The 12,282-nt window shown below is 75.4% G+C and carries 13 protein-coding genes and 1 pseudogene; 4 read left to right on the plus strand and 10 right to left on the minus strand.

Annotated elements, in window-relative coordinates; genetic code table 11:
- Nucleotides 1-178 precede the first annotated feature (178 nt).
- From ACI797_RS12810 to rimP, 4 genes and pseudogenes are all read right to left on the minus strand, one after another.
- A pseudogene (locus ACI797_RS12810) lies at nucleotides 179-319 on the minus strand (translation initiation factor IF-2 N-terminal domain-containing protein); the annotation flags it as partial.
- A gap of 59 nt (nucleotides 320-378) precedes the next feature.
- The gene (locus ACI797_RS12815; RefSeq protein WP_456859011.1) at nucleotides 379-780 is read right to left on the minus strand and encodes a YlxR family protein; all 402 of its coding nucleotides are present in this window, start codon (nucleotides 778-780) and stop codon (nucleotides 379-381) included.
- Between the two features lie 8 nt (nucleotides 781-788).
- Nucleotides 789-1,907 carry a transcription termination factor NusA gene (gene nusA, locus ACI797_RS12820; RefSeq protein ID WP_456540320.1) on the minus strand — a complete coding sequence of 373 codons (1,119 nt, stop codon included), beginning with the start codon at nucleotides 1,905-1,907 and terminating at the stop codon, nucleotides 789-791.
- Nucleotides 1,904-2,509, minus strand: a complete 606-nt coding sequence (gene rimP, locus ACI797_RS12825) for a ribosome maturation factor RimP (protein WP_456859013.1) — start codon at nucleotides 2,507-2,509, stop codon at nucleotides 1,904-1,906. The genes nusA and rimP overlap by 4 nt, the downstream gene beginning before the upstream one ends.
- A 258-nt stretch (nucleotides 2,510-2,767) precedes the next feature.
- On the opposite strand from rimP, the gene ACI797_RS12830 reads away from it, so the two are divergent.
- The 3 genes from ACI797_RS12830 (at nucleotide 2,768) to ACI797_RS12840 (ending at nucleotide 4,537) form a co-directional block, all read left to right on the plus strand.
- The gene (locus tag ACI797_RS12830; protein WP_456859016.1) at nucleotides 2,768-3,256 is read left to right on the plus strand and encodes a hypothetical protein; all 489 of its coding nucleotides are present in this window, start codon (nucleotides 2,768-2,770) and stop codon (nucleotides 3,254-3,256) included.
- 3 nt (nucleotides 3,257-3,259) lie between these two features.
- Nucleotides 3,260-3,721: a ferritin-like domain-containing protein gene (locus ACI797_RS12835; protein WP_456859018.1), complete on the plus strand. Its 462-nt coding sequence runs from the start codon at nucleotides 3,260-3,262 to the stop codon at nucleotides 3,719-3,721.
- A 93-nt stretch (nucleotides 3,722-3,814) separates the two neighbouring features.
- Nucleotides 3,815-4,537, plus strand: a complete 723-nt coding sequence (locus ACI797_RS12840; RefSeq protein ID WP_456859019.1) for a hemerythrin domain-containing protein — start codon at nucleotides 3,815-3,817, stop codon at nucleotides 4,535-4,537.
- Between the two features lie 8 nt (nucleotides 4,538-4,545).
- Here ACI797_RS12840 and ACI797_RS12845 read toward each other — a convergent pair whose 3' ends face one another.
- The 6 genes from ACI797_RS12845 to dxr form a co-directional block, all read right to left on the minus strand.
- Entirely contained in the window at nucleotides 4,546-6,444 is a 1,899-nt protein-coding gene (locus tag ACI797_RS12845) for a penicillin-binding transpeptidase domain-containing protein (RefSeq protein WP_456859020.1), read from the minus strand.
- 60 nt (nucleotides 6,445-6,504) lie between these two features.
- Nucleotides 6,505-6,987, minus strand: a complete 483-nt coding sequence (locus tag ACI797_RS12850; protein ID WP_456859021.1) for a GyrI-like domain-containing protein — start codon at nucleotides 6,985-6,987, stop codon at nucleotides 6,505-6,507.
- 112 nt (nucleotides 6,988-7,099) lie between these two features.
- Complete coding sequence (locus tag ACI797_RS12855) at nucleotides 7,100-7,951, minus strand: GNAT family N-acetyltransferase (RefSeq protein ID WP_456859022.1); 852 nt, start codon at nucleotides 7,949-7,951, stop codon at nucleotides 7,100-7,102.
- A 7-nt stretch (nucleotides 7,952-7,958) separates the two neighbouring features.
- Nucleotides 7,959-9,119 (minus strand): flavodoxin-dependent (E)-4-hydroxy-3-methylbut-2-enyl-diphosphate synthase, encoded by a 1,161-nt coding sequence (gene ispG, locus ACI797_RS12860; protein WP_456859023.1) that lies wholly within the window; start codon nucleotides 9,117-9,119, stop codon nucleotides 7,959-7,961.
- Nucleotides 9,120-9,184: 65 nt separating this feature from the next.
- A complete protein-coding gene (locus tag ACI797_RS12865; RefSeq protein ID WP_456859120.1) occupies nucleotides 9,185-10,561 on the minus strand; it encodes a M50 family metallopeptidase in 1,377 nt (458 codons plus the stop codon).
- 1 nt (nucleotide 10,562) lies between these two features.
- Complete coding sequence (dxr, locus tag ACI797_RS12870; RefSeq protein WP_456859024.1) at nucleotides 10,563-11,735, minus strand: 1-deoxy-D-xylulose-5-phosphate reductoisomerase; 1,173 nt, start codon at nucleotides 11,733-11,735, stop codon at nucleotides 10,563-10,565.
- Nucleotides 11,736-11,915: 180 nt separating this feature from the next.
- Here dxr and ACI797_RS12875 point away from each other — a divergent pair, with 180 nt between their 5' ends.
- Entirely contained in the window at nucleotides 11,916-12,227 is a 312-nt protein-coding gene (locus ACI797_RS12875) for a DUF2631 domain-containing protein (RefSeq protein WP_456859025.1), read from the plus strand.
- Nucleotides 12,228-12,282 lie beyond the last annotated feature (55 nt).

A 12,282-nucleotide genomic window follows, 5' to 3' on the forward strand; every position in this document is an offset into this window, starting at 1 on the left:
CCGCGGGGCGCGCTACCGGGGCCACCGGGGCCGCCGGGGCCGACGGGGCGGCCGGGGACGGCGCCGCGGCCGCGGGACGCGGCGCGGGAGCAGCCGGGGCGGAGGGACGGGCGGGCGCCGGCGCGGGCGCGCCACCGCCGTTGGAGCCGCCGGAGCCACCGGCGACGAAGGCCTCACGCAGCCGCCGGGCCACGGGGGCCTCGACGGTGGAGGAAGCGGACTTCACGAACTCGCCCTGCTCCTTGAGCTTGGCGAGCACGGCCTTGCTGTCGACACCGAACTCCTTGGCGAGTTCGTGTACGCGGGCTTTGCCTGGCACGGATCTCCTCTTCGAGGCCGGCGGCTCACCCGCTCGACCTGGTCGTTAGTGGTGCATGGTCATCGCTGGGACTTCACGGCTGACTCATCCGACGACGTCCTGACTTCGATGTGCTCACCGGCCTGGTGCCGGTTCGCCCGGGGTGCTGCTGGTCCTGCGGTGCTGCGCCCGTCCCGGTCCGCACCCGCGAGCGACTCCGGGGAGGCGCCGAGGACGTGGGCTCGGAGCGGACCGGCCTCCAGCGGGGCGCTGCAGCGCAGCGCCCGCCCGAAGGCCCGGCGTCGCTCCGCTGCGTGCAGGCACTCCGGTGTGGGGTGCACGGAGGCACCCCGGCCGGGGAGCCGGCGCCGCGGATCCGGGACCAGGGTCCCGCTCCGGGCGACGACACGCAGCAGCTCGGTGACCGGAACACGCTTCCGGCAGCCCACGCAGGTGCGCACCGGGATCGACGATTCGGCCACCGGTAACTCTAGCGCGCGGCAGGTCCCGGATGTTCCGCCCGGCGTGGCGGGGGCCGGTGACCTGCCCCTCTCGGGGGTTGCGCCTGGCCGGGGGGAGCCCCGGTGCGCAGCGGCGGCCGGCCGACGCCCGGGGAGGGCGTGGCCGGGTCGTCGGGCTGCGCGTCGCTGCGGATGTCGATCCGGCAGCCGGTCAGCCGGGCGGCCAGGCGGGCGTTCTGCCCCTCCTTGCCGATCGCCAGCGACAGCTGGTAATCGGGCACGATCACCCGCACCGCCTTGGCCGTCGGGTCGACGACCCGGGCGCTGCTGACCCGCGCCGGGCTCAGGGCCGAGGCGACGAACGTGGCGGGGTCGTCGGACCAGTCGACGATGTCGATCTTCTCGCCGTGCAGCTCGCTCATGACGTTGCGCACCCGCTGCCCCATCGGACCGATGCAGGCGCCCTTGGCGTTGAGCCCGGCGACCTTCGTCCGGACCGCGATCTTCGAGCGGTGGCCGGCCTCGCGGGCGACGGCCACGATCTCCACGCTGCCGTCGGCGATCTCGGGCACCTCGAGGGCGAACAGCTTGCGCACCAGGTTCGGGTGGGTGCGCGACACGGTGACCTGCGGCCCCCGGAACGTGCGCGAGACCGAGACGACGTAGGCCTTGATCCGGGTGCCGTGGGCGTAGGTCTCCCCCGGCACCTGCTCGGCCGCCGGCAGCACGGCCTCCACCTTGCCGATGTCGATCATCACCACGCCGCTGGCGTTGCGGCGCTGGTCGGCCTGCACGATGCCGCTGACGATGTCGCCTTCCTTGCCGGCGTACTCGCCGAAGGTCTGCTCGTGCTCGGCGTCGCGCAGCCGCTGCACGATGACCTGCTTGGCGGTGCTGGCCGCGATCCGGCCGAAGTCCGACGGGGTGTCGTCCCACTCGCGGACCACCTCGCCGTCGGGCCCCAGCTCCTGGGCCAGCACGGCCACCTCCCCGGTCTTGCGGTCCACGTGCACGCGGACGTGCTTGGCCGCGCCGTCGGCGTGCCGGTACGCCGTCACCAGCGCCGACTCGATGGCCTCGATCACCGTGTCGGCGGGGATGCCCTTCTCGCGCTCGACCGCCTTGAGCGCGGTCACGTCGATGTTCACCGTTCTCCTCCGTCGTCCCCCGCGTCATCCTCCCGCGCGTCGTCCTCCGCCGTCGCGTCCTCCGCCGTCCCGGGGACCGGCCGGCCGAACTCGACCTGCACCCGGCCGGTGCCCAGCAGCGCCCAGGGCACCTGCCGCGGCACCGGCGCCCGCTTCCGCGCCCCCGGCTTGCCCTGCGCCTCGACGGCGAGGGTGACGCCGTCCCCGTCGACGCCGGTGACCCGCGCGGTGACCTGCTCGGCGGCGCCGGCCGGGCCGACCGCGACGGTGACCAGGCGGCCGGTGTTGCGCCGCCAGTGCCGCGGCTCGGTGAGCGGCCGGTCGACGCCGGGGCTGGTGACCTCGAGGACGTAGGGAGCCCGGCCCAGGTCGCCGTCGTTGTCGTCGAGGGCCGCGGAGACGGCGCGGCTGACCTCCGCGATGTCGTCGAGGGTCACGCCGTCGTCGTGGTCGACCACCACGCGGACGACGCTGCGCCGGCCGGCCGGCGTGACCACGAGCTCCTCGAGCTCGAACCCGGCCGCGTCGACGACCGGCTGGATCCAGCCGGTCAGCCGCTCGGTCGCCGGGTCGGGCCGTCGGCTGCCGCGGGACGCGGGCACGGGCTCCTCCTCCTCGATCGCCGCCTGCGGGACGCGTGCGGGCACGGCGCGGCCCGCCGCCCGGGCGGTCCGGGTGCGGTCCGGCCGCGGACGGCGGGAAGAGGCCAGGCTACCGCCCGGCCGTGCCGCCGGGTCGGGGAGCCGGGAACCCGGCGGACGTGCCGGGCGGGACGTCTGTGACGCGCCCGGGGAGGACGGCGCGGCGCGCTCCCGGCGTCGTCCCGGCCTCCCGCGGGAGGGGCTGTCAGGATGGCGGTGATGGTCCCGCTCCCCGTCTCCGGCCCCCCGGTCCTCTCCCGGCGCACCCTCCTCGCGGGCACCGCCGCGGGGCTCGGGGTGCTGCTCGTCGGCTGCACCTCGTCCGACGACGGCGGGACGCCGGTCACCCCGGAGCAGGCCGACGAGCTGGCCGGGCAAGTCGCGGTGCAGGAGGCGCTGGTCGCCGCGTTCGCCGCCGCGTCGACCGCGGACCCGGCCCTCGGCGGCCAGGTGGCCGACCTCGCCGCCCAGGCCGGGGAGCAGCTGGACCGGCTGCGCGCCGCGGCGCCCGGGGCTCCCTCCCCGGCGAGCGGGTCCGCGGGGGCCACCCCTCCCTCGCCCGGGGAGGCGCGCGCCTGGCTGCGCACCGAGGTGAGCACGGCCGCCGACTCGCACGCGGCCGCCTGCCTCGACCAGCACGGGGCACGGGCGGCGCTGCTGGGGTCCGTCGCGGCCGGGCTGCGCGGCATGGGCGGGAGGCTGGCGTAGCCGATGGCCGACGATCTGCAGGTCGACGAGCGCACCGAGACCGAGGCGCTGGGCGAGGCGCTGGCCGCCGAGCACACCGCCGTGTGGGGCTACGGCGTCGTCGGCGCCGCGCTGCCGCCCGACGCCCGGGGTCCGGCCGCCGCCGGCGAGACCGCGCACCGCGACGCCCGTGACCGCCTGGTGGCGCTCCTCGACGAGCGGGGGGCCGACCCGGTGCCGCCCGAGGCCGCGTACGCGCTGCCGTTCCCGGTGCTCTCCGGCACCGACGCCGCGGCGCTGGCCGTCGTCCTCGAGGACGGCGTCGCCGGCGCGTGGGTGCGGGTGCTGGCCGGGGCCGCCGACCGCGAGGTGCGGCTGCTCGCCGTCGAGCAGCTCAGCGCCGCCGAGCTGCGGGCCGTCGGCTGGCGCACCGCGGCCGGCCGGGCCCCGACGACGACGCCGTTCCCCGGCCTCCCCGCGGGATAGCGGCCGACTTCAGCGCTTCTTCAGCGCCCGCCCGAAACCTCCTCCCTGCCCGGGACGCACCGCTCCCGGGACCAGGCACCCGAGGAGGACCCCATGACCGCCACCCTGTCCGCTCCGCCGCAGCTCGCCCTGCCCGGTCAGGTGCACGCCGCACCCGGTCGGCACGACCTGAGCGGCATGTTCGTCGCCCACCACGGCTTCCGCCGCGACCTGTCCCGGTTCGCCGCCGCCAGCCGCGCCACCCCGGTCGACGACGCGGAGACCTGGGCGGCGCTGGCCGCCCGCTGGGAGCGGTTCGGCGAGATCCTGCACCACCACCACGTCACCGAGGACACGGCGATCTGGCCGGAGCTGTTCGCCGCCGTCGACGCCCAGGGCGATCGCGGCGCGCACCTCACGCTCGACGAGATGGAGGCCGAGCACGACGTCGTCGACCCGATGCTGGCCGCCTGCGCGGCCGCCTTCGCCGAGATGGCCGCCGCTCCCACCCCGCAGGCGCGCGACCACCTCGCCGAGGTCGTCCACGCCGCCGGCGACAGCATCTCGTGGCACCTGTCGCACGAGGAGACCGAGGCGCTGCCCATCCTGCAGCGGCACCTCTCCGCGAAGGGCTGGAAGGCGGCCGAGCGCATGGCGAGCTCGGAGCGGTCGCCGCGGAAGGTCGCCTTCCTGGTGCCGTGGCTGGCCGACGAGCTCCCCGAGCCGGTGTTCGACCAGTTCGCCCGGGCGGCCAACCCGGTGCTCAACGTCGTGCTGACGATGACCCGGGCCCGCTACCAGCGCAACGAGGCCCGGTGCTTCCGGCACATCTGGTGAAGGGCCCCTCAGCCGAGGTTGCCCAGGAAGGTGTCGGTGATCGCGACGGCGGCGCTGCTCGACCCGCCGCCCTCGACGAGGACGGCGAAGGCGATGTCGCCCTGCGGCCCGCCCAGCTGGTAGCCGACGAACCAGCCGTGCGCGGGAGGCGGGTCGCCGCTGCCGAACTCGGCCGTGCCGGTCTTGCCGTAGACCTCGCCGCGGTCGGCCAGCGCCGTGGCGGTGCCGCTGAGCACGACCTGCCGCATCAGCGGCCGCAGCGCGTCGAGCACCCCGGCCGGCGGACCGGTCGGCGCCGTCCCGGCCGGGTCCCCGCCCACCACCTCGACCGGCGGGGCCGGGGTGCCGCTGGCGATGCCGGCGGCGACCAGGGCCATCTGCGCCGGGCTCATCAGCACCTCGCCCTGCCCGATCTGGTCGGCGGCCTTGGTCGTGCCCGTGGCGTCGGCGGGCACCGCCCCGCTGAAGATCCCGATCGGCAGGTCCCACTCGGTGCCGACGCCGTACGCCGCCGCGGCCTGCGCCAGGGCGTCGTCGGGCAGCTGGAGCCCGAGCTGGATGAAGGTCGTGTTGCAGGACTGGGCGAACGCCTCGGTGAACGGCACGGTGCCGAGGTCGAACCGGTCCTCGTTCTCGAACTCGCGGCCCTCGACGGTGGTCGTGCCCGGGCAGGGCACGGGGGTGTCGGGGGTGACGGCGCCTGCCGACAGCAGGGCGGTCGCCGTCATGGTCTTCATGCTCGACCCGGGCGGGAACTGGCCGCGCAGGGCGTTGCCGGCGTCGGCGGCCGCGTTGGAGGAGACGGCGAGGACCTCCCCGGTCCCGGGGCGGACGACGACGACGTGCGTGGGCAGGGTCTGCGTCGCCGCCGCGGCGTCGGCGGCCAGCTGCACCGCCGGCACCAGCGGGGTCTGCACCGGCGTCCCGGCCGCGGGGGCGACCGAGGCGATCTCGCGGCCCTCGTCGCCGGTGCTCTCGTCGAGGCTGACCACGTCGACGGTGAAGCCGGGCGTGCCGGTGAGCTCCTCCTGGAAGGCGCGCTGGAGACCGGAGAGGCCGAGCTGGTCGCCGGCGGCGTAGGGCGCCTCGCCGTCCTCGCCCTGCGACTCCTCGAGGATCTCGGCGGTCGCCGGGCCGACCCGACCGAGCAGGGCGAGGCCGAAGCGCGACGTCGGCGCGAGCAGCCGGGTCTCGGTGGGGAAGACGGCGCCGGGCAGGTCGAACACCTGGGCGCGGATCGCCTCGAAGTCCGGCCGGCGCAGCGTGATGACGGGGACGAACTGGCCGGGCTGCGCGCCCTGGACGTCCGCGACGATCTGCTGCGGGTCGACCCCGGTGGCGGCACCGAGCGAGGCCGCGAGCGCCGGCAGGTCGGTCACCTGCCCGGGGTCGACGCCGACGTTGACCACCTCGGTGGGCGTGAACAGCGGGGCGCCGGTCGCGTCGGTGATCGGCGCGCGTTCGGGCAGCAACCGGGTCAGCTGGAGGCGCTGCCCCTCCGCGAGCTCGGGGTTGACGACGGTGGGCGCGCTGACCACCTGCCAGCCGTCCTCGGCCTCGCGCAGGCCGAGCGTCGCCTCGTAGGTCCAGTCGGGCGCGGCGGCGAGGTCCCAGGTGGCGGTCCAGGCCACGGTCGCGTCCTCGCCGTCGACGGCGACCTGCCCGAGCTCACCGGTGAGGGTCGCGTCGGGCAGGTCCTGGGCGGTCTGGTCGAGCAGCGCGGTCGTGGCGTCGGGGTCGCTGGTGAGCCGGGCCGCGGCGGCGGTGTCCCCGCCGGCCCACGCGTCGAGGAACTCCTGCGCCGCCGCCCGGACGTCGTCCTCGGAGCCGCCGGAGCAGGCGGTGAGCAGGGGTGCGGCGAGGACGGCCGCGGTCAGCAGGAGGCCCGAGCGCCGACGGATGTGCACGCCGGTCACTGTCGCAGACCCGCGGACCGGATCCGTCCGGACCCGCGGAGGCGCCGCCGGTCAGACGTGCAGCGGGGGCGGCGGCACCGGCGGGAGGCGGCGGCAGGGCACGGTCACCACGGTGACCGCGGAGGCGCCCGGCAGGTCGACGTAGGACTCCCACGGGTCGCCGGTCGCCACGTACTCGTTGCCGGCCAGCCACTCCCGCAGCGTCTCGTAGGTGAACCCGACGGTGTTGTGGTCGCCGTCGTGCGCCGCGGTCACCATGGGGCCGCCGGGCAGGGTCCCGACGGTCACCCGCCCCGCCGGCCGGACGTCGTCCTCGACCGGCAGCCCGGCCTCGACGTCCAGGCCCCGCCCGGTCGCGCGGTAGCGGGCGAAGGGCGGCCCGACGGCGGTCAGGTGCTGCCGGGCCAGCAGCGCCCGCACCTCGTCGTACGCGCGGGTGAGGAACTCGTCGAACTCGGAGTTCCCCACGTGCCCGTGCACGACCGCCACGCGCTGCGGCTCGTGCTCCACCAGTTCGATCAGCCCTGCGGTCATCGCGGCTCCCGGGAGGACGGCCCGCCGTGGGACGGCTGCCCCGGTGCGGGCAGTGCACATGGTGGCCCGACGGCGCGGCGCCCGACACCCCCTGCGGCGCGGACGGCCGTGGTCAGAACAGGACGCTGGCGTACCGGCCGACCTCGCGGAAGCCGACCCGCTGGTAGGCCACGCGCGCGGCGGTGTTGAAGTCGTTGACGTAGAGGCTCACCACCGGCGCGATCGAGGCGCGGGCGTACTCGACGACCGCCGCCGTCCCCGCCGTGCCGACCCCCCGGCCGCGGTAGGCCGGCGCCACCCAGACCCCCTGGATCTGGCAGGCGGCCCGCGAGACCGCGCCGATCTCGGCCTTGAACAGCACCTCGCCGCCCTCCATCCAGGCCAGCGACTGCCCGGCGCGCACCAGCTCCGAGACGCGGGCGCGGTAGCCGACGCCGCCGTCGGTGCGCAGCGGGCTGACCCCGACCTCCTCGGTGAACATCGCGACCGCGGCCGGCATGAGCAGGTCGAGCTCCGACAGCCGGACCGGGCGCACCCGCGGCTCGGGGGGCACGGCGGGCGGGCCGTCGATGGCCATCAGCGGCTGGCGCGGGCGGTGGTCGCGGCAGGGGCCCCAGAACGGCGCGAGCAGGTCCCACATCGGGTCGACGGAGGTCGCCGGGCCGACGATGGTCGAGCAGCGGCGGCCGGTCCGGCGGGCCCGCTCGGCGAACGCCGTCGCGGCGGCGCGCTCGGCCCCCGGCACGGCGAACGGGATGAGGTTGGCCCCGGCCAGGCACACCGCGTCCAGGCTGCTGCCGCTGCCGATCCCCCACAGCGGCGCCCCGAGCGCGGCGGCGTCGGTGCCCGCGGCCTCCACCCGGCCGGCGATCACGCAGGCCGCGACCGGGTCGGTGGCGAGCAGCCGGGTGACGGCGCGCTCGTCGGACTCGTCGAGGACGCGGGCGGTCGGGGTGCCGAGCACGGGACCGTCAGGAGACGGTGACGACGGGCGAGCCGGGGGGCGCACCCTCGGCGGGCTGCTCCCCCGCCAGACGCATGGCCTCCTCGATGAGCGTCTCGACGATCTGCGACTCGGGGACGGTCTTGACGACCTCGCCCTTGACGAAGATCTGCCCCTTGCCGTTGCCCGAGGCCACGCCGAGGTCGGCCTCGCGGGCCTCGCCCGGCCCGTTGACGACGCAGCCCATGACGGCGACGCGCAGCGGCACCTCCAGCCCGTCGAGGCCGGCGGTGACCTCGTCGGCCAGCTTGTAGACGTCGACCTGCGCGCGCCCGCAGGACGGGCAGCTGACGATCTCGAGGCCGCGCTCGCGCAGGTTCAGCGACTCCAGGATCTGGGTGCCGACCTTGACCTCCTCCACCGGCGGGGCGGAGAGCGAGACGCGGATGGTGTCGCCGATGCCCTTGCTCAGCAGGGCGCCGAAGGCGACGGCGGACTTGATCGTGCCCTGGAACGCCGGCCCGGCCTCGGTGACCCCGAGGTGCAGCGGGTAGTCGCACTGCGCGGCGAGCAGCTCGTAGGCCCGCACCATGACGACCGGGTCGTTGTGCTTCACCGAGATCTTGATGTCGCGGAAGCCGTGCTCCTCGAACAGCGAGCACTCCCACAGGGCCGACTCGACCAGCGCCTCCGGCGTGGCCTTGCCGTACTTGGCGAGCAGCCGCTTGTCGAGCGAGCCGGCGTTGACGCCGATCCGGATCGGGATGCCGGCGTCACCGGCCGCCTTGGCGATCTCGCCGACCTTGTCGTCGAACTTCTTGATGTTGCCCGGGTTCACGCGGACGGCGGCGCACCCGGCGTCGATGGCCGCGAACACGTACCGCGGCTGGAAGTGGATGTCGGCGATCACCGGGATCTGCGACTTCCTCGCGATGGCCGGCAGCGCCTCGGCGTCGTCGGTGTCCGGGACGGCGACCCGCACGATCTGGCAGCCGGCGGCGGTCAGCTCGGCGATCTGCTGGAGCGTGGCGTTGACGTCGGCGGTCTTCGTGGTCGTCATCGACTGCACGCTGACGGGGAAGTCGCTGCCCACGCCGACCCCTCCGACGTCCAGCTGCCGGGTCTTGCGTCGCGGGGAGAGCACGGGCGGAGGCGCCGCGGGCATGCCGAGGCTGACGGGGATCGCCATGGCTCCTAGTATCGCCCGCCCGCGCGCCGGGTGCCGCCGACCGCCCTGTGACCTGCTGCGCTGCCTCAGCCGAGGGTGATCGGGTTGACCACGTCGGCGATGAACAGCAGCGCCGAGAGCACGAGGAACACCCCGGCGACCGCGTACGCGACGGGCATCAGCCGGGCGATGTCGAACGGCCCCGGGTCGGGCTTGCCGCGCAGCCGCGCGACGGTCGACCGGGCCTTCTCGTACAGCGCGCCGGCGATGTGCCCGCCGTCGAGCGGGTAGATGGGCAGCAGGTTGAACAGGAACAGCACCAGGTTGATCGAGGCGAGCAGGCTGAGGAACAGGCTGACCTTCTGCTGCCCGGTCCAGTCCTCCTGGGCGAAGACCTCCCCGGAGATGCGGCCGACCCCGACCACGCCGATCGGGCCGTTCGGGTCGCGCTCCTCGCCGAGGAAGGCCGCCCGGAACAGCTGCGGGATCCGCTCGGGGATCTGCACCAGCTTCTCGACCGACTGCGAGATCACCATCCCGAAGTAGCCGGGCACGTCGGCGAACGACTGCCGCGCGAACCCCGCGGTCGGGCTGACCCCGAGGTAGCCGGCGGTGGTCGTCTCGTCGCTGCCGGCCTCGACGTAGACGGTGTTCTCGATCGGGGTGACGGTCACGTCCCGCCGTTCGCCGTCCCGTTCGACGGTGAGGACGACGTCCTGGCCCGGGGCGCTGCGGATCGCCTCCTGCACCGTCGTCCAGCTGTCGAAGGCGTCGGTCTCCAGGGGGCTGCCGTCGATCGCCACGATCGTGTCGCCGGGGCGCAGGCCGGCCGCGGCCGCGGGGCTCTCCTGCGGCAGCGCGCAGCCCGCCGTCCCCTCGGTGCACCGCTGCCCGGCGTCGGCACCGGAGGTGACGATCGGCTCGGAGCACGGGTCCTCGTCGCCGGCGGTCACCGCCCCCGCGGGCAGCACGCAGGCGGGGACGCTGCCGAGGGTGGTCGTGAACACGTTCGTGCCGACGGCGGTCAGGACGACGGTGAAGAACACGACCGCGAGCACCAGGTTGTGGAACGGCCCGGCGAACATGACGATCACGCGCTGCCACCAGGGCTTGGCGTAGAACACGCGGCCCTCGTCGCCGGGGCGGATGTCGTTGAGCGCCTGCCCGCGCACCTCGGCGATGAACCGGCGCATGCGGGTGGCGCGCGTGCTCTCGCCCTCCTCGGCGGGCGGGATCATGCCGACGATGCGGATGTAGCCGCCCAGCGGCACGGCCTTGACGCCGTACTCGGTCTCGCCCTTCCTGCGCGAGAACACCGTCGGGCCGAACCCGACCATGAACTGGGGCACGCGCATGCCGAACTTCCGCGCCCAGAAGAAGTGGCCGTACTCGTGGAAGCCGATGGAGAACAGCAGGCCGATCGCGAAGGCGACGATCCCCAGGACGGTCAGCAGTGCGGACAGGTCAGCCTCCGGCGATGGCGGCGCGGGCGTGCTCCCGGGCCCACTTCTCCGCGGCCAGCACGTCCTCCACGCACGTGGGTGCGCCGAGCTCCGGCGCGGCGTCGAGGGTACGCGCGACGACGTCCACGATGGCTGTGAACGCGAGCTCGCGCCGCAGGAAGGCCGCGACGGCCTCCTCGTTGGCCGCGTTGAACATCGCCGGGACGACGCCGCCGGCCTCCCCGGCCCGCCGGGCCAGCCGGACCGCCGGGAACGCGTCGGCGTCGAGGGGCGCGAACTCCCAGGTGCTCGCCGTCGACCAGTCCAGCGCCGGCTGCACGTCGGGCAGCCGGTCCGGCCAGGCCAGCGCCAGCGCGATCGGCAGCCGCATATCCGGCGGGCTGGCCTGGGCGATCGTCGCGCCGTCGGTGAAGGTGACCATCGAGTGCACGATCGACTGCGGGTGCACCACGACGTCGATGTCGGCGTAGGGGACGTCGAAGAGGAGGTGCGCCTCGATCAGCTCGAGGCCCTTGTTGACCAGGGTCGCGGAGTTGACCGTCACGACCGGCCCCATGGCCCAGGTGGGGTGGGCGAGCGCGTCCTCGACGGTCACGTCCGCCAGCTCGGCGGCGGTGCGGCCGCGGAACGGCCCGCCGCTGGCGGTGAGCACCAGCCGCGCCACCTCGCTCACGTGCCCGCCGCGCAGGCACTGGGCCAGCGCCGAGTGCTCGGAGTCCACCGGCACCAGCTGCCCCGGCTTCGCCGCGGCGGTCACCAGGTCGCCGCCGGCCACCAGCGACTCCTTGTTGGCCAGCGCGACGGTGTTCCCCGCCCGCAGCGCGGCCAGCGTGGGCCCGAGCCCGATCGAGCCGGTGATCCCGTTGAGGACGACGTCGGCCGGGCGGGCGGCCAGCTCCTCGGCGGCCCGCGGCCCGGCGAGGATCTCCGGCAGCGCGTACTCCCCCGAGGCCCAGCCGCGCTGCTGCGCCGCGGCGTAGAAGGCCAGCTGGAGGTCCTGCGCGGCGGTCGCGCGTGCGACGGCGACGGTGCGCACGCCGAGGGTCAGCGCCTGCTCGGCCAGCAGCCCGACGTCCCCACCGCCGGCGGCCAGCGCGGTGATCCGCAGCCGGTCGGGGTTCTGCCGCGCCACCTGGATCGCCTGGGTGCCGATCGAGCCGGTCGAACCCAGCACGGTGACCTCACGGGGAGCACTCACCATGCCCCCGGTTCGCTCCCGCGGGTCGCTCCGCTCCTCGCTCGTTCCTCGCTGCGATGCTCACGCCGCTGTCCGCTCACACCCGAAGTCTCCCCGACGACGCGCGCGGCCGTCCCGGGCGGTTTCCCGAGCGCCGGTACTGGCAAGATGACGCCCGTGGTCCAGGAATCGCGCTCGCACAGCCCCGCGACGACCCGGGTGAACCAGCCCGGCCGCGAGGAGGCCGTCGTCCGTGCCGGAGAGCACCCTGTGGAGCACGAGCGGCCCGAGGACTGGGGCTGGCACGGCGAGATGGGGAAGTGGGGCCGCCGCACCTGGTGGCTGGCCGCGGTGTTCATCCTCGCCCTGCTGATCGGCAACCACGAGGGCAACGTGGAGAACGTCTGGCTGATCGGCACGGCCGCCCTGATGGTGCTGGTCTTCCTGCTGGACCGGGTGCGCCGGAAGAACGCCTGGCGCGCGAAGTGAAGGACCTCGTCGCCCCCCACGACTCGCACGCTCGCCGTGGGGCCCTGCGACGAGG

The sequence above is a fragment of the Geodermatophilus sp. SYSU D00691 genome, from assembly GCF_054050275.1.